Origin of the sequence: Thermosynechococcus sp. PKX82, assembly GCF_031583255.1 — a bacterium.
GTDB lineage: Bacteria > Cyanobacteriota > Cyanobacteriia > Thermosynechococcales > Thermosynechococcaceae > Thermosynechococcus.
In genome coordinates this window covers 217,257-242,406 of the sequence record NZ_CP134169.1, presented here as the reverse complement: position 1 = coordinate 242,406, position 25,150 = coordinate 217,257, and the positions used below count along the sequence as shown (strand labels likewise).

Here is a 25,150-nt window from a genome sequence, read left to right as displayed (position 1 = left end):
CAGATGCCAAAAAGTTAGTAGTGGATGCGGGGGTCAATCCAAGCATTGAGCAAGTCAATGAGAATACTGGCGGCAACCACAATCACGGCAAAGAAAACCACAATGCCCTGTACGGTTGGATAGTCCCGCAGAGCAATGGCCTCGTAGAGTCGCTGACCCAGCCCCGGCCAAGAAAACGTCACCTCTGTCAACACGGCTCCCCCCAAGAGGCTGGCAAGGGTCAGCCCCAAAACCGTGATCACTGGAATCAAGGCATTCTTGAGGGCATGGTGAATGAGAATCCGATGCTCAGGGATACCACGGGCACGGGCGGCTTCCACATAATCGGCCACTAGGGTTTGCTTGAGATTCACCCGCACAATGCGCTCAAAGATACCACTGAGGACGATCGCCAGCGTCAACGCAGGCAGGAGCAAGTAACTAAAAGCAGTTCCCAGTTGGTGGAGATTACCATTCAGGAGCGCATCCAGCAGGTACAGCCCTGTGGGACCTTGGGGGGGTGTTTCCGTGATTGGGTAGCGGGTACCCAAGGGAAGCCAACGCAGATTCACCGCAAAGAGCAGTTGCAAAAGCATCCCCAGCCAAAAGAGGGGCAAGGCATAGGTGATGATGCCAAAGAGACGCCCTCCGATATCCCAAGCAGTGCCAGATTTGACCGCAGCCAGACTGCCAATGAGCACCCCTAAACCAAAGGCGATCGCCAGACTCGCAAGGCCTAATTCTGCCGTTGCAGGGAAATGCTGAGCAATGATACTCGTGACGGCTTCCCCTTGACTGGTGAGGGAGGTTCCCAGATCAAATCGCAGGAGTTGCCCTAAGTAAGTCAAGTATTGCTGCCACAGGGGTTGAGCCAAGCCCAATTGTTCTCGCAAGGCTTCCTTGACAGCCACCGGGGCACGGGGACCTAAAATCGCATCCACGGGATCCCCCGGCGTGGCTCGCAGCAGCAAAAAGACGACGGTGACAATCGTCCACAGCATCAGCGGCGCAAGTAAAAGCCGCAGGAGCAGGTACCCCTGCAATGCACGCAGACGAGACATGATCACAGCATCTGGAAATAGCTATTCTTGGGGTGGGTTCGCCGCTCGCTGGCGATCGCGCTCAATCGCGGCCAAAAGACGTTTGGGATAGCTATCCGCTGCAATTTGCAGAATTTGATCGAGGGGCGTATCATTCATAAACTTGGTGGCGGCAGCAATGTACTCACGGTTGGGACAGCGATCGCCCAAGACACAGCCATTGACACAGGCCTCTGCACAATTGATGGTTTCTGGCGTTAGTTCACCCATGGCAGCTCTCCGAGGAATTGCTCAAATTTTAACAGGGGGAAGGTGGCCGACCTGAAAATTGGCCGTGATTCCCCTCGGCTCCTAGGCTAGAATCATACTGGCACTGGAAATGCTGGGCACCCTCAAGGAGGCACAATGCGCAAGAAGTGGCTCACCCTTTTGGTTTTGCTGTTGGGCGTGGTTCCTTTCATTGCCATTTCGGTGATGCCCCTGCTCAGCAGTGCCTTTAGCCCAGCGCAACCCACGCCAAGCCCCGTGACCAGTCCTGCCGCCACTGACAAAGTTGCCGAACTGCAAGCCCAAGAAAAAGGCTACCAACTGGTGCTGGAGCGTGAACCCAACAATGCCACAGCCTTAGAAGGGTTGGTGCTGGCTCGGCTGCAACTGATTCAACTGGGCAAAGGAGAAATTGCTAGCGTCATTGACCCCCTGCGCCGCTTAGCTGCTCAACGCCCCGAACAAACCGATTATGCGATTCTGCTGGGACAGGCACAGCAGCAAACGGGCGATCGCGAGGGGGCTGCCCAAACCTTTCAAGGGGTTCTGGCCAAATCCCCCGGCAATCTCAATGCCCTGCGGGCTTTAGTGGATCTCTACTTGAAGGAAAATCGCCCCCAAGCGGCCATTGGCCTCATTGAAGAGACCCTGCAAGGGGCAGAGCAAGCCAACAAAGTCCAACCAGGGAGCGTCGATGTCACGGCGGTACAACTTCTCCTTGGCGATGTCTATATGGCGCAAAAACGCTACGATGAGGCGCTGACCCTCTTCCAAAATCTGGGCAAAGAAAACCCCAACGATTTTCGCCCGGTGCTTGCCCAAGCGATGGCACTGACGGAACAGGGGAAAAAGACAGAAGCTGCGCCTCTGTATGCCAAAGCCGTGGAACTTGCACCCGCCAAATATAAAGATGCCATTCAGCAGGCAGCGCAGCAGGTGCAAAAGGAATCTCCAGCAACCCCTGAACCCCCGCCACAGCAATAGAGGCCTAAACTTGCTGTTGCAGTTCCTCTAGGCGAGCCAGTACCTCCTGACTGTGGATCGCGGGATTCACTTTGACAAACCGCTCGCGCAATATCCCCTCAGGATCGATGATGAAACTGTGGCGCAGCGAGACAAACCCCAACCAAGAGCCATAGGCCTTGCTGACGCGGCCATCGGGGTCAGAGAGGAGGGGAAAGGTCAAGCCTTCACTGTCACAGAAATCTTCATGGGAGTCCACGGAGTCGGCACTGACGCCAATGACTTCAGCATTGTGGGCATGAAATTGCTCAATATCCCGCTGAAAGCGTTGGGCTTCGAGGGTACAGCCAGCGGTAAAGTCCTTGGGGTAGAAGTACAGCACCACCCACTTGCCGCGATAATCCTTCAGGGAAATGGGCTGGCCATCGACACTGCTGGGAAGAGAAAAGTCGGGTGCTGGGGCATTGAGGGGCGGCAATTCACCCCCGAGAGCCCAACTGGGAACTGATGGGCTCAGAAACAGAATCAAACTCAAAAGGGCAACAAGTAGTGAGCGCAAGAACATAGTTAAATCGCTAAACTGGCCTTAGGAAAGCATCTAGCTGCACTGTACCGTAGTTTTAACGATTTTTCGAGGTTGATGCCGTCACTCCCTCTTGTACAGTTGATGCCCCGCTGGCTGCGCTGGCTGGGTGGTCTGGTTCTAGCGATCGCCCTTGGGGTTGGCTTGTGTCGCTTCATTGCCGAAAGCCTCTGGTTTGATCAACTGGGCTATTTGGCGGTGGTCTGGCAGCGCTGGAGTGTCCAAGCTTTACTGTTTCTGGCGGTTGCGGGGGCATCGGCACTGTTCTATGGCTGGCAGCAACACTGGCTCCTGCGGCAACGCACCGTGACCCTCGATCCCACCCTGACCGCCCAGAGTACCTATCGGGGGCTGGGGCTGTGGCGGCTTTTGTTGTGTGCCAGTGGTCTCATTTGGCTGCTAATTGTTGCTACTTACCACATTGGGGCGATCGCGCTGCAACTGTGGCAACAACGTTCAGAAATCACCTTTAACAGCCCTCTGCTGCCGCAATTGAGTGTCTGGCGGGTGGCAGAGCTATCACTTCTAGTGGTGCAGAATCCTTGGCTACTCGTGCCGAGTTTGGCGGCATTGGTACTGGGGTTGTGGTTTCCCCTGCGCCTCTTTCAGGGGGTTGCAATTCTCTTGAGCGTTGCCATGGGGGCGATCGCCTGCCTGAGCTGGCCGGTGGTGCTCAAGGGACTGTTTGCCGCCAGTGATCCCCATACGGAACCGCTATTTCGCCATTCCATTAGCTTTTACCTGTTTGAAATCCCCCTGTGGGAACTGTTGCGCCTATGGCTGGTGAACCTCAGTGTTGTCGGCTTAGGGGGAACGGCCTTGGGTTATCTCCTTGCCAATGAAAGTCTCAGTCATGGCAAATTCCTCGGCTTCGTGCGATCGCAACGGCGGCATTTACAGGGCTTAAGTGCCTTTGTCTTTGCCACAGTGGCCTTTAGCTTCTGGCTAGAACGCTACAAACTTCTTTATTCGACCAATGGGGCTGCCTTTGGCGCCGGCTATACCGACGTCACTGTACGCTTACCCCTCTATGGTTGGCTTTCAGCCTCGGCTTTTGGCGTCGCCTGTTTACTGGCTTGGTCAGCGATTCGACGGGGCGGCGAAGGGCAGCGGCGGCTAGGACCGATCGCCCCCGGCCTCTTTGGCTTTACATTGGGCTATTTAGTGGTCATCCTGATTGCCGATTGGCTCCTGCCCACAGCCATTGAAGCGGCCATTGTTCAACCCAATCAACTGCAACGGGAACTCCCCTACATTCAACGCACCATTACCCACACCCGCGAAGGCTTTAACCTTGAAAAAATGCGGGTCGAACCCTTTCAGCCGGAAAATAACCTCAACGCCGAGATCATTGCTGCCAACGCCGCCACCACCCGCAATATCCGCCTTTGGGATACCCGCCCCCTTTTAGAAACGAACCGGCAACTGCAACAACTGCGCTCCTACTATCGGTTTCCAGCGGCCTTTTTGGATCGCTACTATCTCAAACTATCCCCTGAGCAAGACCAATCAGAAATTCGCCAAGTCCTCATTGCCGCTCGCGAAGTGGACTACAGTGCGGTTCAGCGCTTTGCCCGTACTTGGATTAACGAGCACTTGGTCTTTACCCACGGCTATGGCTTCACCATGAGTCCCGTGAATACCGCCGAAGCCAATGGTCTGCCCAAATACTTTGTCCGCGATATTGGCGATACGGGTGAGCTACTGGTCGATCCGCCGCAAATCCGTGAAAGCATTCCCTTTTTCTACCCCCGGATCTACTACGGTGAACTTACCCATACCTATGTCTTTGCCCCTTCGGCGGTTCCAGAGCTGGATTTTCCCCGTGGCGCCGAAAATGTCTATAACCACTACGACGGTACGGGGGGGGTTCCCATTGCCAGTTGGTGGCGGCGCTTGGTCTACGGTGTCTATTTTGGTGACTGGCAACTGCTGTTGACCCCCAATTTACGACCGGACTCACGGGTACTTTTTCGTCGCTTAATTCAAGAGCGGGTGCGGGCGATCGCCCCCTTTTTACGTTTTGACAGTGAACCCTACCTTGTGGTCGCCGATCCACGCTCTGAACAGGACATTGCTGCCAGTCCTAGCGCCACAGGGGTGAGCTATCTCTACTGGATTATTGATGCCTATACCGTCAGTCGCTACTATCCCTATGGCGATCCCGGCGAGCACTCCTTTAACTACATTCGCAACTCTGTCAAAGTGGTGGTGGATGCCTATAACGGCGATGTCACGTTTTATGTGGTGGAACCCGACGATGTCATAATTCGCACGTGGCAGCGGGTTTTTCCAACCCTCTTTCATCCCCTGAGTGCCATGCCCCACCGCCTCTACCGCCACATTCGCTATCCCATTGATTTGATGCAGGTGCAGTCGGAACAACTCCTGAAATACCACATGACGGATCCCGTGGTCTTTTACAACCGCGAAGACCTCTGGCAAATTCCCAAGGAGATTTACCGCGAAAAGCCCCAAGCCGTTGCCCCTTACTATCTGATTACCAAGCTGCCCATTGGCTACACTGAGGAGTTTATTCTGCTTGTTCCTTTTACGCCCGTGAATCGTCCCAACCTCATTGGTTGGCTAGCGGCTCGCTCCGATGGTCAAAACTATGGCAAGCTCCTGCTGTACGTCTTTCCCAAGCAAGAACTGGTCTTTGGCCCTGAACAAATGGAGGCGCGGATCAATCAAGACCCAATGATTTCACAGCAAATTTCCCTCTGGAATCGCCAAGGGTCAAGATCGGTGCAGGGAAATCTCCTCATTATCCCCATCGAGCGATCGCTCCTCTACGTCGAACCCATTTACCTCGAAGCCGATCAAAATCAACTGCCCACCTTGGCACGGGTCATTGTTATGGACAATCAGCGGATTGTGATGGCACCTACCCTAGAGGAGGCTTTGCAAAAACTGTTTCCTGATTAACTTTCATCGCAGAAACGTTGAAAGATAGTTTAATTGGTATTACTTCCGTAATGGGAGCACCTGATTTCTCATCAGCAGTGACAGATTCCATGGTTTCGGAGTGGGCTTTTCCCCTTGGTTGACTAAATGGCGAGAGGAGGGGTCTGTAATAACCAATCGACTACTGGGCTTCGGCCTGTTATTTCACCGTCTGTCTCTTGGAAGCTAGTGCAGGCTGCCAGAATCCGACCCATACTTGTTGCAGAAATGCAGGTAAAAGCGCACCCACTTTCGATACTCAGGCCATTGTTCTGTTTGGGTATTTTGCTTAGATAGCAGGTTAAGTATGGGGTCTCTATGCTGTTTATCGTTACAAATTAAGTCCTTGCATACGTATCTACTATTGCAGTTTAATTACTGTTTAGCTTTCAAAACCACCAATCTGCAGACAGGACTTGATGGCCCGAAAAAAGAAGACCGAGACCAAGCGTCCGATCGCACCCTACGAGCATCGGGACAAAGCGCGCGTCAACAACCCGCCCGTTGGGCTGGTCACGCCCGAAACCGACCCCGACACCGGACAGCAGAAAAAGCGCTACGCCTACGACCCGCACCTCGACCCGCAACTGGTCTGGGCGGGCAAAGCCGAGCATACCTCGTTTGAAGTTCCTACCGTCTCCCTGCACGTCCACGAGCGCATTGACCCGCGCACAATTATCGAGGCGGTGCGCAAGAAAAATGGGCAACAGGAACCGGTGCAACTGGGGTTGTTCGAGGTCGAGCGCCAAGAACCCTTGCACAAGGTCGTCGAGTTCTACCAACACAAGCACGACTGGAGCAACCGCCTCATCGCCGGCGACTCGCTGCTGGTGATGAACTCGCTGCTGGAAAAGGAGGGCATGGCCGGCAAGGTGCAGATGATCTACATTGACCCGCCCTACGGCATCCGCTACGGCTCCAACTTCCAGCCCTTCGTCAACAAACGCGACGTGAAGGACGGCAAGGACGAGGACTTAACTAGCGAGCCGGAGCAGATCCGCGCCTTCCGCGATACTTGGGAGCTGGGCATCCGCGCCTTCCGCGATACTTGGGAGCTGGGCATCCACTCCTACCTCACGTATCTTCGCGACCGGCTGCTTCTGGCGCGGGAACTCTTGACCGAGAGCGGCAGCATCTTCGTGCAGATCAGTGACGAGAACGTGCACCACGTGCGGGAGTTGATGGATGAGGTGTTCGGGGCGGGGAATTTTGTAAGACAAATATCTTTCCGCAAAACATCGCCTCTTGGGTTTGGAGAATTACCGAGAGTTCACGATATCATTAATTTGGTATGCGAAAAACAGGGAGGGCGTGAAATATAGGCAGCTTTACACGGAGAAGAGTCTTGATGAATCCTGGTTTGGATTCGTAGAGTTGCCGAGTGGAGAGGTAAAACCAATTCGTGCATTGTCAACCGAGCTTGACCAAATTGAAGGATCAAAGAGGCTGGCTTTGGGTGACCTCAAGTCTTCTGGTTACACCGAGTCTTGCACCTATGACTTTGAGTTCTCAGGAAGGATCATATCCGCACAAAGGAAAAGCTGGCGCACACATAGGGAGGGAATGCAACGCCTTATTACCGCTTGCAGACTATACGACACCGGCAACATTCCAAGATACAAGCAATGCTTTGATGATTTTCCTCTCCAGCAGATTGACAACCTTTGGAATGATACTGCCGCTGACCACCGACCTTGGCGACTTGGTGTTTGACCCGACCTGTGTGCGGAAGGGGACGAGGGTGTGGGTTTGCGGCTCCTCCCCGACCCTCCCCACACGTGGGGAGGGAGAAGCCCTATCCCCCCGCACGCGGGGGGATGACAGGGGGGCTACCCTCATCGCCATCGAAGACATCCAGCCCGGCGACTACCTGCTGGCGCATGACGGCTTGCCCCATCGCGTCGTGCGCACGATACGGCGAATGTATCGCGGCGTGATGATCGGCATCCGGCACGACCTTAGCGGGCAAACCCTATGGCTTACGCCCGATCACAGGGTGTTGGCCCACAGACGACCGCACAGCCTGGGTGGACATTCCGACTGGTCAGGTATTCCCAAGGCGCTGCGCGGCAGAAGCAAAATACTCCGCAAGGAAATGACTCCGCCTGAACGGAAACTTTGGAAAGTCTTGCGAGGCAATGGGTTGGGCTTTACCTTCAGACGTCAGCACCCTATTGGCCCCTATATCGCCGATTTCTATTGCCGTGAAGCTGCCTTAGTGGTAGAAGTGGACGGCGCCATGGCTCATGGCACTCCGGCCGCCATGGAACATGACCGTGTCCGCGATGAGTTCATGCACGCGCTGAATCTAAAAGTGCTGCGTGTTCCCGCCCCAGAAGTAGAGCATAATCTCGAAGGGGTTTGCACTGCTATTGAACAGGCGTGTAAAGAGCAACTTTCGCCAGAGTATGCCCAGTGGATGGAGGCAGAGCAGATACAAGAGGGAGACATCCTGTTCCACGGTCCCGACCGCGTTCCCGTGCGCCTTGTGGAGGTGGTTAGAGACTTGTCCGAGGAAGAGGTTTACGATTTAGAAGTAGAGGACGCTCACTCGTTTATAACGGAAGTCTGCGCCGTACACAACTGCGGCAGCGGCACGACGGCCTATGTGGCCGAGCAGTGGGGCCGGCGCTGGATCACCTGCGACACCTCGCGCGTGGCGCTCACCCTCGCCCGCCAGCGCCTGATGACCGCGGTCTTCGACTACTACGAGCTGGCGCATCCCGAAGAGGGGGTGGGCAGCGGCTTCAAGTACAAGACCGTGCCGCATGTGACACTCAAGTCCATCGCCAACAACCCGGAGATCGACGGCATCTACGCGCGCATGCACCCGGCGATCGAACAGGCGCTGGCAGACCTCAACGCCGCGCTCCGTCTCCCCTCTCCCGCTGGGAGACCCCCTGACGGGGGCAGGTGGGCCGGGGGTGAGGGCTATCCCCGTTTCAAGGTCACGCAAGGCGGCCGGGCCGGGCATTTCGTGGATTTTGCCGCGCCGGACAGCGCCACCTTCACTATGCCCGCCGGCCAAGCGGTCAAGGTCAATGAGCTGGTGGAGTGGGAGGTGCCCTTTGAGTTCCCTGCCGACTGGCTCGAAGCGGCCCGCAAGCCCTTCGACGCCTTCCACGTCGCCCGCCGCGCAATGCAAAAGGCCATGGATGAGGCGATCGCCCGCCACGCGCCGCAGGAAACCCTTTACGACCAGCCCTTGGTGGACCGCAAGAAGGTGCGCGTCACTGGCCCGTTCACGGTGGAGGCCGTGCCCGCGCCGGCGGTCAAGTCGCCGGAGGAGATTCTCGAAGCCAGATCCCAACCAGCCGACACATCCATCGCCCGCTCGGGCGAGACGCTGCGCCAGGCCGAATGGCGCGACGAACTGCTGCGCGCCGGCATCCGCGGCAAGGCGGGGCAGTACATCCGCTTCGCGCGCCTAGAGCCGCTGCCCGGCTGCCGCTTTTTGCACGCCGACGGCGAGACGCGCCCCAGCGACGAAGGTGCCGATTCGGTGCGCGAGACCGGCCCGGCCGACAGCCCGATGCGCGTGGTCGTTTCCTTCGGACTCGAACATGCCCCGCTGGAGTAGCGCTAGGTGGAACATGCTTGGGAAGAGGCGCGGACGCTCGTGCCAAAACCGAAATTGCTGGTCTTTGCCGCCTTCCAGTTCGACCCGGAAGCCGCCAAGGACATCGACGAGATGAAGCCGGAACTCGCGGGGATGCAGTTTCTGAAGGTGCAGATGAACGCTGACCTGCTCACCGACGACCTCAAGAAGAAGCGCGCCAGCAACAAATCCTTCTGGCTCATCGGCCAACCCGATGTGCACGTCGAGCGCATCACCACGGGCGAGGACAAGGGCAAGTTCGTCGTCTCCGTGCACGGCTTCGACTACTACAACACCAAGACCGGCGGGATCGAATCGGGCGGCGCGGACAAAATCGCTGTCTGGATGCTGGATACCGACTATGATGGGCGCAGCCTCCACCCGCGTCAAGTCTTCTTCCCGATGGCGGGCGAGGTCGAAGGCTGGGCGAAACTGGCGCGCAATCTCAAGGCCGAGATCGACGAGGAACTGATTGAGGCTTATCGCGGCACGGTGTCGCTGCCATTCGAGCCGGGCGAGCACAAGCGCATCGCGGTCAAGATCGTGGACGACCGGGGGATCGAGAGTTTGAAGATCGTTGTCTTGAATGGGACAGGCTGATGGAGTACGTGCTCACGGAACACGACCGAGACGCCTTGCAAAAGCGGCAGATTGCACTTGCTTGGCTGGAACGCGCCCTGAATGCGCCAGAGGCGACCGAAGCCGATCGGGTGGATCCGGACCTGGAACATCGCCTTGCCCGGATTCCAGAGTTTGGCGACCGGGTGTTGTGCGTAATCGTCAACACGAAGAGAACACCGCCATTCGTCGTGACCGCATTCTTTGATCGCAGGAGGACTCTCCCATGAAGCTTAAAGTGGACCAACAGGCCGACGCCCTCTACCTGACTTTGAGTGATGCGCCCGCGAGCCGCACCGAAGAAGTCTCGCCGGGTGTTTTTGTGGATTACGATGAGCAGGATCGCGTAGTCGGCATTGAGATGTTGTACCTGTCAAAGCGGGCGCCGGACCTAGATCTGCGGCGGCTGCAGTTCGAAACGGTGCCCGAAGCAGGTTGAAACCGGAGGAAACCACCGCTATGCCTCGCGCTACCATTGACCGCCTGATCATCAACTCGCCCTACGAGGAGCCGCAGCGGCACTGGCGTTACGACCGCGAGACGCGCACTTTCGAATTGGTGGAGGGTCGCCGCCCGGCGGGGTACGTGGTGGCGACGCCCGGCTCAAAAGCCTTCGATGACCCGGGCATCTTCGTCAAGATTCCGCTGGTCAACCAGATCCGACCGCGCGTCAAGGCCTGGCGCGAGGCGGGCTATCTGGGCGTCACCAGCATCACCAGGCGGCTGCTGGAGCACTGGCGCGATCCGGAAGAGTTCGAGGCGCGCCGCTTTTTCTTCTGCCAACTGGAGGCGGTAGAAACGCTCATCTGGCTCACCGAAGCGCCCGCTGCCGGGCGCGTGGGCATCGAGATTCCCCGTGATGGCGGAGAGCCGGCGGACGATCTCCTTCACGTAGTGGAGGCTGCCGCATGAAAAACGAGGCGGATACGCGGGCGACGCTCATCGATCCAAAACTGAAAGCCGCAGGGTGGGCCGATACACAAATCACAAGGGAGCACTACTACCAGCGGGATCAGCAGTATACGCAGGGGCGCGTCATCTTGGTGGGCAATCGGATTCGCAGGGGCGAGGTCCGCAAGGTGGACTATCTTTTGCGTCTTTCGGATTCTTTTCCCATCGCCGTTGTCGAAGCCAAGTCCGAGGGGGAAGCGGCCGAAGCTGGGCTTGAACAAGCCAAGCGCTACGTCAGGGATCTAGGGATCCCGTTCGCCTACGCCACGAACGGCCACCAGATCGTCGAATTCGACTTCTTTACGAACTCAACCAAGGATCTTAAGCAATTCCCGACTCCCGGTGAGCTGTGGGAGAGGTGGCAACAGAATCAGGGAAGCCCAGATGCGTCGCGCGTCGCCGAGCGCCCAGAGGAATACGGCGTAGTCAAGCGGAACAATCCACTCCTTCATCCATACTGCCCGGAAAACCTGTGCGGGAAAATACCGTTCTACTTCCAGGAAGTGGCCATCCGCGAAGTCATCAAGCGCCTTATGCGTGGCCAGAAGCGCGTCCTGCTGACGATGGCCACTGGAACCGGCAAGACCTTTGTCGCCTTCCAGATCGTTTGGAAGCTCGTTCAATCGGGTTGGCTCCAGCGCCGGCATTCCGACCGCCCCGGGCGCGTTCTGTTCCTAGCGGATCGCGTCGTGCTGCGCGACCAGGCATACAATACCTTCGCACCGTTCGCCGATGGAACGAGCGAGCCGCGTTTCAAGATCGAAGGACATCCGGCCAACTTGATGCGGGACCTCTACTTTGGGATCTATCAGACGCTGTGGAGCCCGGATGAGGCGGGTAAACGCCTCTTCGAGAAATTTCCGCGAGACTTCTTTGATCTCGTTATCATCGACGAGTGCCACCGTTCGGGTTTTGGGACCTGGCGGAAGATCCTTGATCACTTCGGCACCGCCATGCAACTCGGCATGACCGCCACGCCCAAACAGGACGAGAACGTTGACACCTATGCTTACTTCTGCGCAGAGGAACCAGAGATTGCCATTGATCCGGACCACCCCGAGCGTGGCACCTGGAGGCCGCCCGCCTACCAGTACAGTCTGGGCCAGGGTATTGAGGACGGCTTTCTCGCCACGTATAAGATCCACAGGGTGCGCACTACCGTGGACGCCACGGGCCTGCACCTCCAGGACGCCATTGAGCAAGGAGCCGAGGTCTTCATCCCCGACGACGTCGAGCCACGGGAGTTTTACACCACGCCCCAGTTCGAGCGGGAGATTTCTCTTCCTGACCGCACCAGGGCAATGGTCTCCCACCTGGCAGGGCTTTTGCGCCGCTTTGGCAAGATGGAAAAGACCATGGTCTTCTGCGTCGACATGGAGCACGCGCGGCTGGTGGCTCGGCTCTTGCAGGACGAATTCGGTCCCGAAACCGGACTTTCCAACTACGCCGTGCCTATCATATCGGAAGAGGGCGAGGAGGGGCGGCGGGCACTCGAAGCCTTCGCGGACTCGGATAAGCCGGCGCCGGTGGTCGCCACCACCGCTGAGCTTCTTTCCACCGGTGTGGACGTTCCATCTTGCCGCAACATCGTCTTTATGAAAACCCTAGCTTCGCCCACACTCTTCAAGCAAATCGTGGGCCGGGGAAGCCGGCTCGACCCTTCCACTGACAAGTACTGGTTTCGCATCATCGATTACACCGGCGCCACGCGCCTCTTCGATGAATGGGATCGTCCGCCTCTTCCACTGCCGGAACCCTCCACGGGCTCACTCACGGCGGCCGTGCAGGGGCAGGTGTTCCACGACGAAACGCTGCACGTGGACGTGCCGCTCAAGCCGGCCTCGAAAAAGATCGGTAAGATCCGCGTGGAAGGGCTTGAGGTCACCATTGCCGACGAGGCGGTGTTCCTCATCGAGGAAACGCGCGACCAGCTTACGCTGGAGCAGTATCGGAACTACACCCGACAGCGCATCCGGGCGGACGCCCCTAACCGTCAGAGGCTCCGCGACATCTGGGTGGACAGCGGCCGGCGCCAGTCCTTCCTCGCGGAGCTCCGCCAGTCCAGCATTCACCCGGAAATCCTTGCCGAGGTGCTGGGTCAGCCGGAGGCCGACGCCTTCGATCTTCTCTGCCACATCGCCTTTGGTCGTCCTATCCGGACGCGCAGGGAACGGGCTGAGGCTTTCCGCAATCGCGAGCAGGCGTTCATCAACGCCCATAAGGAAGGGGCCAGAAAAGTCATCCTCGAGCTGCTGGAGAAGTACCGGGTAGGTGGCATCGAGCAGCTGGAACCGGAAATCTTTGGCGTTTCACCCTTTCTGGAATGGGGCGGAGCAACCAAAATTAGCCGTTGGTTCGGCGACCTGAATCAGCTTCGCCGCGCCATGCAAACCATGAAAGAAAAGATCTACGCTGAGGAGGCAGTGGCATGAACGGGCCCCAAACACGCGAAACCCTCGCCAACGAAATCTGGCGCGCTTGCGACATCTTACGCCGCGACAACAATTGCGGCGGCATCATGGAGTACATCGAGCACCTGGCGTGGCTGCTCTTCCTCCGTTTCCTCGATGCCCAAGAGGAAGAGTGGGAGACCCAAGCCCAGCTCGCCGGCCGCCCCTATACGCGCATCCTCGACGGGGAGCGCCGCTGGTCCCAGTGGGCCACGAAAGATTGGCCCGCCGATCGCCTGCTGGAGTTTGTTCACGGCCGGCTCATCCCCTACCTCCAAAGCCTGGGTGGCGACCCCCTGCGGGAGACGATCCGCAGCGTCTTCGCCGAACGCAACGTAATCGTCTGCGCTTCAGGCTACAACCTGAAAGATGTCCTCCAAATCATCAATGGCATTGACTTCCATAATCAGGACGACATCTTTACCGTCTCGCAGGTCTACGAAGAGCTGCTGCGAAGGCTGGGCAGTGAAAACCGCATGGCCGGCGAGTTCTACACACCGCGCCCGGTGGTGCGTTTCATCGTGGACCTCATTGCGCCAAAGATCGGCGAAACCGTCTACGACCCCGCCTGTGGCTCCTGTGGCTTTCTTGCCCAGGCTTACCTGTACATGAAGCCTCAAGAACGTACCATCGAGGACCATAAGACGCTTCAGGAACGCACTTTCTTCGGCCAGGAGAAAAAACCCCTCCCCGCTCTTCTAGGGCTTATGAACATGGTCCTCCACGGCATCACGGCGCCTCGCATCGTCCGCCGAAACACCTTAGAAGAGAACATCCGCGCCGTCTCCGAGCGCTACGATGTGGTGCTCACCAATCCCCCCTTCGGCGGCACGGAAGGCCGGCATATCCAGGCCAACTTCCCCGTCCAGGCCACCGCCACCGAGCTGCTCTTCCTCCAGCACATCATGAAGAAGCTCAAGCCCCGGGACGGCGCCCGCTGCGGCATGGTCGTGCCCGAAGGCACGCTCTTCCGGGGCGGCGCCTTTGCCGCTGTCAAGCAGAACCTTCTTGAGCAGTTCCACCTGCACACCGTCGTGAGCCTGCCGCCGGGCACCTTCGCGCCGTATTCGGATGTCAAGACCGCCCTTCTCTTTTTTGAGCGACCGGGACCCACGAAGGAGATTTGGTATTACGAACTCCCTCTCCCGGAAGGCCTCAAGAAATTCAGCAAGGGAAGCCCCATCCAGGACGAGCACTTTGCCGAGGCCCGCCGGCTTTGGGCCGCATGGGACGCCTACCGCCAGGGCAAGGGGCCACGGGAAGCCTGCCTCTCGGAAAACGCCTGGATTGTGCCTGTGGAAGAGGTAAAAGAACGCGGCTATGACCTCACCGCCCGCAACCCGAACCGCAAGGAGGCCGAGGCGCTTCCGTCGCCGATGGAGATTGTGGTCGGGCTTTTGGAACGCGAACGGGAGATTCTGGCGATCATCGAGGAATTAGACGACCTTTTGGGCAACAACGCCACGGGGGAAAACAGCCATGCCCTTTGATCCCGAAAAGCACCATCGGCGATCCATCCGCCTGAAGGGATACGATTACACCCAACCGGGGGCGTATTTCATCACCATCGTCACACAGGACTGGGCGCCTCTATTCGGCGAGGTGGTGGACGGCGAAATGCGGTTGAACCCGTGGGGCGAAATTGTGCGCGAGGAATGGTTCAATACCGCGCAAATCCGCCCGTATGTGCGATTGCACGATGATGAATTTGTGGTGATGCCAAACCATTTGCACGGCATCATTTGGATTGTGGGGGATGATGATGCGCGTCGCCCCCACAACGGCCCGCCGCGTTGCCCCTACAGAATACCCACCACGGGGACCCGCGCCATGTTCCATCGGCGCCATCATCGGCCAATTCAAATCCATCACGACCAAACGCATCAACGCCCTGCGGGACATGCCCGGTGCCCCTGTCTGGCAACGCAATTATTACGAACACATCATCCGCAACGACGAATCCCTGAACCGAATCCGCCAATACATTGCCGAAAACCCCTTACGCTGGTACCTGGACCGGGAAAATCCGCACCGGATCGCAAACGACGACCTATGGGATCAACTCTTCAAACCAGAGGACAACCATGACTGAAGGTCCCTACAAACTCCCAGAAGGCTGGCGCTGGGTGAGATTGGGGAAGGTGTGTGACATAATAAGCGGGTTCGCATTCAAAGCCTCCGACTTCAACACGTGCGGTCTGGGAATGCCCGTTATAAAGATCGGCGACATTGATAAGCAGACGACAGAGGCTTATTATAGTGGGAGCTGCGAGCGCTTACCCGTTGTTGAGCCTGGAGATCTTCTCGTAGGTCTAACGGGCAGCTTTAAAGTTGCAACATGGCAGGGACCGAGGGCGCTACTAAATCAGCGGGTCGCCAAGATTGGGGTGAAGAATAAAAGTTGCTATGCAAAGTGGCTAGAGTTGGCCATTTCGTTCTCTATTCAGGGACTGGTTCGAGAAATACCAGAGGCCACAGTAAAAAATGTGTTGGTGAGGCATTTAAAAGCACATCCCATTCCCCTCCCCCCTCTCTCTGAGCAGCGCCGCATCGTGGCGCGGATTGAGGAGCTGATGGCGCGGGTGCGGGAGGCGCGGCGGCTGCACCAGGAGGCCCTGGAGGACGCAGAACGTCTCTGGCAATCCGTCCTTGCCGACACCTTCCCCCGCCCCGGCCAAGACCTCCCCAAAGGCTGGCGGTGGGTGAGGCTGGGGGAGGTGTGTAGGCATAAGACGGGGATTTGGGGACCGGAGGCCCCTGATTCAAGCAAAGGATTTCCGGTTGTCCGTTCAACGGAGATCCATGGCATGGTTCTTATGCCTCAGAAAGCTTCCGTTAGAGCTATCAGATCAAAGCAGATTTGGGCTTACAAACTAGAGGCGGGCGACATTCTAATTAATAAGTCAAGTGGTAGCCCCCATTTAGTGGGCTGGCCAGCTATTTTTGAAGACCCACATGACGGTAGGACTTACTTATTCTCAAACTTCATGCTCCGGCTCAGGCCTGAAAAAGAGTTATTGGAACCTTGGTTCCTGCTCTTCTACCTACATAGCCCAATAGCCCGTTCTCTTTATCTGGGAGCGCAAGATACGACATCTGGCCTTCGCAATCTCCGCATCCGCGATTTCATGGAACAATCGGTGCCCCTCCCCCCTCTCTCCGAGCAACGCCGCATCGTGACGTACTTGGAGGCGGTGCAGGAGCGCATCCGGGCGCTCAAGACGGGGCAATCGGCCACCGAGGCCGAGCTCACGCGCCTGGAACAGTCAATTCTGGACAAAGCATTTCGGGGAGAGCTATAAGAATGCAACGAAATCTCTGGGGCCAACCCATCCGACGAACTGCCGAATACCACGTCTTCCATGACGAAAGTATGCCAAACAAGCGCTGGCTTCTGATCGGCTTGCTCTTCGTTCAAACGCAACACCTCAATGAGGTCCGGGTTGCTTTGCAAGATTTTCGCATGCAGGAAGACTACAGCGGTGAAATCCATTTCTCCGATTTGCCCAAGAACTTTGATGGTTGCTGGAGTGCGAAGGCCCGCGTGGCACGAGAATGGATGCGGCATTTTGAGAAAGGCTTATCCGACCGTGTCTTCTTTTCAACGCTTGCCGTGGACCGCCACAGCCCCCGCTATGAGCACAAGCGCTTTGCCAGAGATTTTCATGCCTATAACCGCTTCACCGCGATGGCTCTCAAGGCAGGTATCGCCTGGCACCTTGGCCCCCAGAATCTGGATGACCTGATCGTTCACTTCATCTCCGATGCCAAAGATCGCGCAACCAGACCGGATTGTGACTTGACTGATAACTTCGAACAGTATCTGCCCTCTCGTGCGGAGCTAGATTCGTTGTTGAGCCAATCGCCGAGTTATCCTTTCCTAAATATGGATCTGGAGCTTCGCGACTCCGCCAAGGAAGATCTTTTGCAACTGTGCGACCTCTTGCTCGGCGCGACCCAAATGGCGCTGGTGGCGGGCTCCTCCCGGCCTACAAAGCGCGAGCTCGGGGAGATGATTGTCCGCTGGTACCGCGATCTGCAGCAACCGCCGTGGCAGCAGAAATTCGGACTCCACCGGAAGTTCAACCTTTGGGCCTTCCCCGACCAGAATGGTAGCCCATACAACAAGGTAAAGCTCGCTTTGAACATCGATGATGGGCAGCTCAGCCTGTTCACAGATAGTTCATGAGTCGGCGCATCTGCGTTACGCTCTACGACGAGATAGTGCAGCTATGGCCTTCTCGGGTGAGCACGAATATGGCGGGGCAACGGTTACTACACCCAGAGCATCTCCCGCTTGACCCAGATGGTGGAAGACGAGGACAAGGCTTGGCGCGAGGCGGGCTATCCGGGCGTCACCAGCATCACCAAGCGGCTGCTGGAACATTGGACCGACCCCGAAAACTTTGACCGGCGGCGCTTCTTCTTCTGCCAGCTGGAGGCGGTGGAGACGCTCATCTAGCTGACCGAGGCCGCCCCCGCTGAGCGCACCGGCATCGAAATCCCCGGCGATGGCGGCGAGTACATCCGCCAATGCTGCAAGATGGCCACCGGTTCGGGCAAGACCATCGTCATGGCCTTGGTCATCGCTTGGCAGGTCCTGAACAAGGTGGCCAACCCGCAGGATGCCCGTTTCTCCAAAAACGTGCTGGTCATCGCCCCGGGGCTGACGGTCAAAAAGCGTCTGGAAGTGCTTTACCCCGCCGCGGACGGCAATTACTACGAAGCCCTCGTCCTTGCTCGAGAAATTGCGCCAAGGCAAAGTGCTGGTGCGCAACTGGCACGCCCTCGCCTGGGAGAGCGAAGAACAGATCAAGAAACGCAAGTCTGTGGACAAACGCGGGGTCAAAAGCGACGAGGCCTATACCCGCGAGGTGCTGGGCGAGATGGCCAATGCGCGCAACCTTCTGGTCATCAACGACGAGGCTCACCACGCCTAGCGTGTGAACTGGGAGGCGGAAGGAAAGTATTTGCGGCAGCGGGATCTCAAGGATAGCGCCGCGGAGGCCACGGTGTGGATCGGTGGGCTGGATCGCCTGCACCGCTCGCGGGGCATCCTCAGGTGCTATGATTTTTCCGCTACTCCCTTCACGCCTTCGGGCAAAAAGAGCAGCGAAGAGGCGCTCTTCGACTGGATCGTTAGCGACTTCGGCTTGAATGACGCCATCGAGTCTGGCCTAGTCAAGACCCCGCGCGTGGTGGTGCGCGACGATGCTGTCCCCGACGCTAAAACCTACAAGTCGCACCTTTACCACATCTACAACTACCCGGACGTGAAGAACGACTTAAACTGCAAGGCGCAGCCGGAGGAGCCGCTGCCCGACCTAGTGCTGAACGCCTACTACCTTTTAGGCTACGATTGGTGCGAGACGTGGAAGGCATGGAAGACAGCCGGAGTGCCCGTTCCGCCGGTGATGATCACCGTCTGCAACCGCACCGAGACCGCGGCGCGCGTGAAGCACGCCTTCGATTCGCGGCGCATCCACATCGATGAACTGTGCGACCCAGAGCGCATCCTGCATATCGACTCGAAGGTGCTCGATGAGGCGGAAGCGAAAGAAGAGTTTTTCGTTTCGAGTGGTCAGTTTGTCGAAGATGAAGAAGGGGTCGAGGCAACGGCAGAAAACGCAAAACCAGCAACTCAAAACGCAAAACTCACCAAGGCCCAGCAGGCCAGCGCTTGCGCCAGATGGTGGACACGGTGGGCAAGGTGGGACAGCCGGGCGAGAGAATCCAAAACGTCATCTCCGTCGGCATGCTCTCCGAGGGCTGGGATGCCAAGACGGTGACGCACATCATGGGACTGCGGGCGTTCACGTCGCAGCTGCCGTGCGAGCAGGTGGTCGGTCGCGGCTTGCGGCGCACTTCGTACGAAGTCAACCCGGAAACGGGGCTGTTCGAGCCGGAATACGTCAACATCTTCGGCGTGCCCTTCACCTTCTTGCCCCACGAAGGCGGCGAGAACGACCCGCCACCGCCGCCCACGCCCAAGACCGCCGTTGAGCCAGACCCGGCCAAGGCACAGCTCGAGATCCGCTGGCCGAATGTGGTGCGCATCGAGCGCGTCTTTCAACCGACGCTGACCTTGGACTGGTCGAAGGTGCGACCATTGGAACTGGACGCGGCGCAGACAGCGAAGGTCGCCGAGCTGGCGCCGATCCTCGAAGGCAAGCCAGACGTCACCCGGATCAACCGCATCAAGTTGGAGCGGCTGGCGGGGAAATTCCGCACCCAACGCATCATTTTCGAGACGGTGCGCGATGTCTTTGACCAAATGCAGACCGCTTGGAAAGGCAGCCGCGAAGTATTATTGGCGCAATTGATTCGCATCGTCGAGCAATTCATCCGCTCCGACCGTATTCATATTACGCCACCGCTTTTTTATCAGGACGAATTGCGCCGACGGCTGATCATCACGCTGAACCTGTCGCGGGTGGTGCAGCATATATGGGAGGCGGTGCGGCAGGAAACCACCGGGCGGCTGGAGCCGGTCTTCGACCGCGATTATCCCATCCGTTCCACAGGCGAGATGCGCACTTGGTACACGGGCAAGCCCTGCGAGCGCACGGAGAAATCCCATATCAACGTCTGCGTCTACGACAGCACATGGGAAGCGTCCGACGCCTTCGCGCTCGATAGCAGTGACGCGGTGGCTGCCTGGGTCAAGAATGACCACCTAGGCTTCGAAGTGCTCTACGTTTATCGCGGTGTGGTGCGCAAGTACCGGCCTGATTTCTTGGTGCGGCTGAAGAACGGTGATCATCTGATTCTAGAAACAAAGGGTCAGGATACGGAGCAGGACAAGGTGAAGCGTCAGTATCTTGCAGAGTGGTGCGAAGCTGTGAACGCGCACGGCGGCTTCGGGCGATGGCGCGCGGAAGTAGCGAAGACGCCCGGTGAGATTCAGGATATAGCTATTCCAATAAAGAATGAGACATTATCCAGCACAATACTTGCGAATCACCTCATCAATCGAACTGTTTGACCCTGCATACATCCGCGCTCGCTTCAACACACTGAAGTCGTGCTCAATCACATTCAAATCAGGAGAGTATTTCGGTAAAAATAACACCGCGTGACCCGCCGCTTTCACCACTGCCTGCATCCCCCCTTGGGGATGAATCGGTGCATTATCCATCATCAACAACGACGGTCTCTTTAAAACAACGACGGTCTCTTTAACGCCGGCAAACAGTACTGACTCAACCAACTCACATAACGCATTCAAATATCCTGAAAACAGCATTGGGGCGATGAAGTCTTTCTGGTATCTATACCGTCCTGCGACTAAACTCTCTCTTTTCTGACGCTTCCCCACTCACTCTCCATCAATTCGTTGGCCTCGCGCTGACCACCCATACTCAGACTCCACTCGATCGCTGGGCACGGTCGATTAAACGGTCATCGGGATGGGTAGCAACATCCGCTGCTAAGGCCGCCCAATCCAGTTTCCAAGGACGACGGGGGACAACCGTGAGCGCTAAGTCCTCTCGCTTCAGCCAGCGATGGATGGTGGCGCGACTGACCTGAAAGATTTGAGTCGCTTCACTGATTTTGCCACCTTGCTTGATGTAGGAGACAACCCGCTCTCGTCAGTCCAAGCTATAGCTCATGTTCTTGAGTAACATTCATGACGCTTTGAGTATAGCCTATCCCTCTTGAAAATATCTCACTCCCTTTCGAAATAGCTATATCTACCTGAACAGCCGTTTCCTATTCGGGTCAATATCTTGATAGGACGTAACTTTACGCCATAGCCAGACTACTGTTTCTCGTCATCCTTGTGAAAACGGCTGTTATTCCTGACTGATTGAGCCGATAAAACAAGGCTCTCATACTGTTTAAGCTGGCGTCCAAAATGTACGTCAGCCAGATTTTGAAGAGCAGTTGTGAGTTCAGGACGGGATAGTCGCAAGGGCTGAGGCGCCTGAGAATAGACTTGACAATAGCTCCAAAAGATGCCATAGTAAATTGACTGTTTTTTAATCTTTTAAGGGAAGAATACAATATTTCTTCTCTTTTTCCTACCTCTTCAAACTGTTGTTCAATACTTCTGCAAAGGAATAAGCCAATCATTTTACCTTTGGAGAGAACGTTGCCTATTGACTGATAAACTTGATAGTCTCCTGAAGATTGATTTCAAAATATGGCTTATCTTTTTGGAGTGCATCTGTGAAGGTCGTTGTCGTTGGCAGTGGTGGTCGAGAGCACGCGATCGCTTGGAAATTACTCGATTCTCCTCGCGTGACACAGGTCTATTGTCTGCCGGGGAATGGGGGCACAGCCAGCCTGGAGCGGTGTGAGAATGTGGCCATTGCAGCCACCGACCTCACGGGTATTGGTGAATTTGCCAAAGAGAATAACGTTGATTTAGTGGTTGTCGGGCCAGAGGTTCCCTTGGCAGTGGGTTTGGCCGATCACCTACAGGCGTTGAACATCCCTGTGTTTGGGCCGGTCAAGGCCGGCGCACAAATTGAAGCCAGTAAAGCTTGGGCAAAGGCGCTCATGCAGGCGGCTCAGATTCCTACGGCCAAAGCAGCAGTGTTTGACAATTATGAGGCGGCCTCTCGTTATGTTCAAGCCCAAGGGGCACCCATTGTCATTAAGGCCGATGGTTTAGCGGCAGGTAAAGGGGTGACGGTAGCGGCCACAGAAGGGGAGGCGATCGCTGCCCTCGAGCGGATTTTTGGGGGTGAATTTGGTGCCGCTGGTCAACAGGTGGTCATTGAATCAGTACTAGAGGGGCAAGAGGTCTCCGTACTCGCCGTTACGGATGGCAAAACCATTCTGCCGCTGCTGCCCGCCCAAGACCACAAGCGCATTGGCGAAGGGGACACAGGTTCAAATACTGGAGGAATGGGGGTCTATGCCCCTGTCCCTTGGGTGACACCAGAGTTAATGCAACGAATTCAACAGACGATTCTTGAACCTGCCCTTGGGGCGTTGCAGGATCGGGGAATCCACTACTGTGGGGTGCTCTATGCCGGTCTGATGGTGACGTCCGCAGGGGATCCCTACGTGGTGGAATTTAACTGTCGCTTTGGTGATCCTGAAACCCAAGTCGTCCTCCCCCTCTTGGAAACCCCTCTGATTGAGGTGCTCTTGGCCTGTGTCGAGAGACGCTTAGCCAGTTTGGGAGCGTTGCAATGGCGCAATGAGGTAGCTCTATCCGTCGTGATGGCGGCGGGGGGCTATCCGGGGAGTTACCGCAAGGGGGATGTGATTCAGGGTATTCCCGCAGCGATCGCCCAAGGGGTTCTCGTTTTCCATGCTGGAACGCGCTGGCAAGAGGGGCAATGGTACACCAATGGCGGTCGGGTATTGAACATTACCGCTTTGGCTCCTGATTTTGCCACGGCTCAAGCCAAGGCCTATGCGGGCGTCAGCGCCATTGAATTTGCCGACTGCTACTATCGTCGTGACATTGGCTACCGTATTCTGGAATCATCGGCTCACAAAGGTGAATACCATCCATGACCCTCCTCCCCCCAAAAACTAACCCATTACGCTGTTTAACTGGTGCGCTGATTGCTGGCACGCTTGGGATTCTCCTTTATCGGCTAACAGGGGCGATCGCCTACGTCTTTGCCACTCACGCAGTGAGCTACCACAATCAACTGGTTTATAGCTTGGCCGTGGCCGTGCGCACCCTTGTGGTGGGCTTGTGTACCCTCGCAACGGGGGTCTTTAGCATTATTGCCGTGGGTCTGGTGGCGCTGACGCTGCAACTGCTTTGGGAACGCTGGGTACAACGGGAGCAGGCTTAACCGTCGCTAATTTTGCCATCTTCGATTTTGGTGATGCGATCGGCAATGGCTGTAATCCGTGGATCATGGGTAACAATCAACACTGTGCAGCCTTTTTGCTTTGCTAGCTTGTAGAGAATTTTGATCACCTGTTGGCCATTTTGGGAATCCAAGGAAGCCGTCGGTTCATCGGCAAAAATGATCTGCGGCTCACCCGCTAGGGCACGCGCAATGGCCACCCGCTGTTTCTGACCCCCAGAAAGATTTGCGGGCACAAAGTCGAGGCGATGACCCAACTCCACTTCCTCTAGACGGGCTGCCGCCTGTTCCTTGGCCTGTTTGCCTTTGATTCCCTTGAGATTGAGCGCCAGTTCCACATTTTCCAGCGCGGTCAAGGCGGGGAAAAGATTAAAACTCTGAAAGACAAAGCCAATATTTTGCAAGCGAAATTTCGCCAGTGCAGCCTTGGACAGTTGCGTAATCTCTTGGCCTAAGACAACCACTTGGCCACTGGTGGGGGCAAGAATGCCAGCCAAAATCGAGAGCAGGGTGGTTTTCCCTGACCCCGAAGGTCCCATTAGCAGATGGATATGACCGCGCTGGATTTGCAGGTTAATGCCCTGAAGAACAGGGGTCTCGTCATGGCCAGAACGATAAACTTTAGTCAGATTGGTGGTGGCGATCGCCAGCCCAGTTGTTGTCACAGTGGCAAGTCTCATCAGTCATTGATTAGCCGAATTAGCTACTGGTGGCACTAGCAAAGCGGATTTTCAGGTAGTCCGCCTCCATTTTCGCGCCCACCGGTTGCAGTGCTGCTAATCCTTGGGGGAGCACCATATTACGACGATGGTTACCAATGCGGATATTCAACTCATCTGCCGTCTTGTTCAGTTCAATTTTTTCCTTGGGTACCCCCGGTAGATAGAGTTCAAGGCTGTACTGGCCATCACTGGGCACCACCCGAATCGTTTGCTCTTGGTAATAAACCTGAGCTGGATCTTCATCAGCGTAGAGGGTCTCCTTCAGGCGGTGCAGTGCCGCCAAACCACAGAGTTCCTCAGCAAACAGGGGCACTTCCTTCACCGGTAGCGGGCGGAAATTGTCGTGAATTTCTTGACGGTATTGCTGCTGCATTTCTTTCCAGCGGGCAAAGAAGGGATCCTGTACCGTGTTCGGCAGAATACGGTTTGCAATGACTAAGTCGGTGGCCACGTTATAGAGGCTAAGATAGGCATGGGCGCGCAGCGACTCCTTAATCACCATCTTTTCTGGATTGGTGACCAAGCGCACTGAGGTTTGCGTGTTGTCGGTGAGGACTTTTTCGAGGGCTTCAATCTGCTCATAGAATTCATAGGGCGCATCCATCACCTCTTGATCGGGCAAAGAGAACCCCACCAAGGGCTTGAAAATTGGCTCCACAATCGGTCGCAAGGCCACGGACATCCGCTGTAGGGGTTTATAGAAGCGGCGCATGTACCAGCCGCTCACCTCGGGTAGACTCAACAGCCGCAGTGCCGTACCTGTGGGGGCAGAGTCAATAATTAAGACATCGTATTGGCCTTCGTCATAGTGGCGTTTCATGCGCACAAGGGCAAAAATTTCATCCATCCCCGGCAAAATCGCCAATTCTTCAGCTTGAACGCCCTCTAGCCCGCGCGCCTGCAAGACTTGGGTAATGTAGCGCTTCACCGCACCCCAGTTGTCCTCCAGTTCCATGAGAGCATCGAGTTCCGCTCCCCAGAGATTTTCGGCGACGGGCACAGGGACATGCCCCAATTCAAGGTCAAAACTATCAGCAAGGGAGTGGGCGGGATCGGTGCTCAGCACCAGCGTTTTGTACCCCAACTCAGCACAGCGTAACCCCGTTGCTGCCGCCACTGAGGTTTTACCAACGCCACCTTTGCCAGTCATTAAAATTACGCGCATGGGAAGGCCCTGCCCTAAACACGGTTGCTTAAAATATCTTAACCCTTGAGCTTGTCCTCAGGGGGGGGCGATCGCTCGCAATC

At 56.6% G+C, this 25,150-nt stretch carries 17 protein-coding genes and 5 pseudogenes; 16 read left to right on the top strand and 6 right to left on the bottom strand.

All coding sequences use genetic code 11. The features are described from left to right. Window positions 1-14: 14 nt before the first annotated feature. Both RHH53_RS01130 and RHH53_RS01125 read right to left on the bottom strand, forming a co-directional pair. Window positions 15-1,040 (bottom strand): ABC transporter permease, encoded by a 1,026-nt coding sequence (locus RHH53_RS01130; protein WP_302677774.1) that lies wholly within the window; start codon window positions 1,038-1,040, stop codon window positions 15-17. 21 nt (window positions 1,041-1,061) lie between these two features. Next, window positions 1,062-1,289 carry a hypothetical protein gene (locus RHH53_RS01125; protein ID WP_206200692.1) on the bottom strand — a complete coding sequence of 76 codons (228 nt, stop codon included), beginning with the start codon at window positions 1,287-1,289 and terminating at the stop codon, window positions 1,062-1,064. A 135-nt stretch (window positions 1,290-1,424) separates the two neighbouring features. Here RHH53_RS01125 and RHH53_RS01120 point away from each other — a divergent pair, with 135 nt between their 5' ends. Beyond that, window positions 1,425-2,270: a lipopolysaccharide assembly protein LapB gene (locus tag RHH53_RS01120; RefSeq protein WP_206200691.1), complete on the top strand. Its 846-nt coding sequence runs from the start codon at window positions 1,425-1,427 to the stop codon at window positions 2,268-2,270. Window positions 2,271-2,274: 4 nt separating this feature from the next. Here the strand turns inward: RHH53_RS01120 and RHH53_RS01115 are convergent, their stop codons facing one another. Further along, window positions 2,275-2,814: a peroxiredoxin gene (locus RHH53_RS01115; RefSeq protein WP_310453140.1), complete on the bottom strand. Its 540-nt coding sequence runs from the start codon at window positions 2,812-2,814 to the stop codon at window positions 2,275-2,277. A 102-nt stretch (window positions 2,815-2,916) separates the two neighbouring features. Between RHH53_RS01115 and RHH53_RS01110 the strand changes: the two genes are divergently transcribed. The 13 genes and pseudogenes from RHH53_RS01110 to RHH53_RS13200 form a co-directional block, all read left to right on the top strand. Then, on the top strand, window positions 2,917-5,760 hold the full coding sequence (locus RHH53_RS01110; RefSeq protein ID WP_310743979.1) for a UPF0182 family protein: 2,844 nt from the start codon (window positions 2,917-2,919) through the stop codon (window positions 5,758-5,760). A 437-nt stretch (window positions 5,761-6,197) separates the two neighbouring features. Beyond that, window positions 6,198-7,100, top strand: coding sequence for a DNA methyltransferase (locus tag RHH53_RS01105; protein WP_310743978.1), 903 nt, complete (start codon window positions 6,198-6,200; stop codon window positions 7,098-7,100). Between the two features lie 173 nt (window positions 7,101-7,273). Then, window positions 7,274-8,335: pseudogene (locus tag RHH53_RS13210) on the top strand (DUF559 domain-containing protein); the annotation flags it as partial. A gap of 27 nt (window positions 8,336-8,362) precedes the next feature. After that, window positions 8,363-9,976 (top strand): annotated as a pseudogene (locus RHH53_RS13205) (site-specific DNA-methyltransferase); the annotation flags it as partial. Then, entirely contained in the window at window positions 9,976-10,224 is a 249-nt protein-coding gene (locus tag RHH53_RS01090) for a DUF4258 domain-containing protein (RefSeq protein ID WP_310743976.1), read from the top strand. The pseudogene RHH53_RS13205 and the gene RHH53_RS01090, both read left to right, overlap by 1 nt. Beyond that, on the top strand, window positions 10,221-10,433 hold the full coding sequence (locus RHH53_RS01085; protein ID WP_310743975.1) for a DUF2283 domain-containing protein: 213 nt from the start codon (window positions 10,221-10,223) through the stop codon (window positions 10,431-10,433). Before RHH53_RS01090 ends, RHH53_RS01085 begins: the two co-directional genes overlap by 4 nt. A gap of 20 nt (window positions 10,434-10,453) precedes the next feature. Beyond that, window positions 10,454-10,864, top strand: a pseudogene (locus tag RHH53_RS01080) (type III restriction endonuclease subunit R); the annotation flags it as partial. Between the two features lie 38 nt (window positions 10,865-10,902). Further along, window positions 10,903-13,377: an EcoAI/FtnUII family type I restriction enzme subunit R gene (gene hsdR, locus RHH53_RS01075; protein WP_310743973.1), complete on the top strand. Its 2,475-nt coding sequence runs from the start codon at window positions 10,903-10,905 to the stop codon at window positions 13,375-13,377. Then, complete coding sequence (locus RHH53_RS01070; protein ID WP_310743972.1) at window positions 13,374-14,885, top strand: N-6 DNA methylase; 1,512 nt, start codon at window positions 13,374-13,376, stop codon at window positions 14,883-14,885. The genes hsdR and RHH53_RS01070 overlap by 4 nt, the downstream gene beginning before the upstream one ends. Window positions 14,886-15,151: 266 nt before the next feature. Next, window positions 15,152-15,487, top strand: a complete 336-nt coding sequence (locus RHH53_RS01065) for a transposase (protein ID WP_310743971.1) — start codon at window positions 15,152-15,154, stop codon at window positions 15,485-15,487. Beyond that, window positions 15,480-16,697, top strand: a complete 1,218-nt coding sequence (locus RHH53_RS01060) for a restriction endonuclease subunit S (RefSeq protein ID WP_310743970.1) — start codon at window positions 15,480-15,482, stop codon at window positions 16,695-16,697. Before RHH53_RS01065 ends, RHH53_RS01060 begins: the two co-directional genes overlap by 8 nt. Window positions 16,698-16,699: 2 nt before the next feature. Beyond that, window positions 16,700-17,584, top strand: coding sequence for a DUF3800 domain-containing protein (locus tag RHH53_RS01055; RefSeq protein ID WP_310743969.1), 885 nt, complete (start codon window positions 16,700-16,702; stop codon window positions 17,582-17,584). A 108-nt stretch (window positions 17,585-17,692) separates the two neighbouring features. Continuing rightward, window positions 17,693-20,380 (top strand): annotated as a pseudogene (locus RHH53_RS13200) (BPTD_3080 family restriction endonuclease); the annotation flags it as partial. On the opposite strand, the pseudogene RHH53_RS01025 reads toward RHH53_RS13200, so the two are convergent. Further along, a pseudogene (locus RHH53_RS01025) lies at window positions 20,333-20,966 on the bottom strand (transposase). The pseudogenes RHH53_RS13200 and RHH53_RS01025 overlap by 48 nt on opposite strands. A 601-nt stretch (window positions 20,967-21,567) precedes the next feature. Here RHH53_RS01025 and purD point away from each other — a divergent pair. After that, window positions 21,568-22,872, top strand: coding sequence for a phosphoribosylamine--glycine ligase (gene purD, locus RHH53_RS01015; protein ID WP_310743964.1), 1,305 nt, complete (start codon window positions 21,568-21,570; stop codon window positions 22,870-22,872). Continuing rightward, window positions 22,869-23,162, top strand: a complete 294-nt coding sequence (locus RHH53_RS01010) for a DUF3082 domain-containing protein (protein ID WP_206200680.1) — start codon at window positions 22,869-22,871, stop codon at window positions 23,160-23,162. Before purD ends, RHH53_RS01010 begins: the two co-directional genes overlap by 4 nt. Here the strand turns inward: RHH53_RS01010 and RHH53_RS01005 are convergent. Next, window positions 23,159-23,860 carry an ABC transporter ATP-binding protein gene (locus tag RHH53_RS01005; protein ID WP_315863515.1) on the bottom strand — a complete coding sequence of 234 codons (702 nt, stop codon included), beginning with the start codon at window positions 23,858-23,860 and terminating at the stop codon, window positions 23,159-23,161. The two genes, RHH53_RS01010 and RHH53_RS01005, sit on opposite strands and share 4 nt — an antisense overlap. 19 nt (window positions 23,861-23,879) lie before the next feature. Further along, a complete protein-coding gene (locus tag RHH53_RS01000) occupies window positions 23,880-25,067 on the bottom strand; it encodes a TRC40/GET3/ArsA family transport-energizing ATPase (protein ID WP_206200678.1) in 1,188 nt (395 codons plus the stop codon). Window positions 25,068-25,150 lie beyond the last annotated feature (83 nt).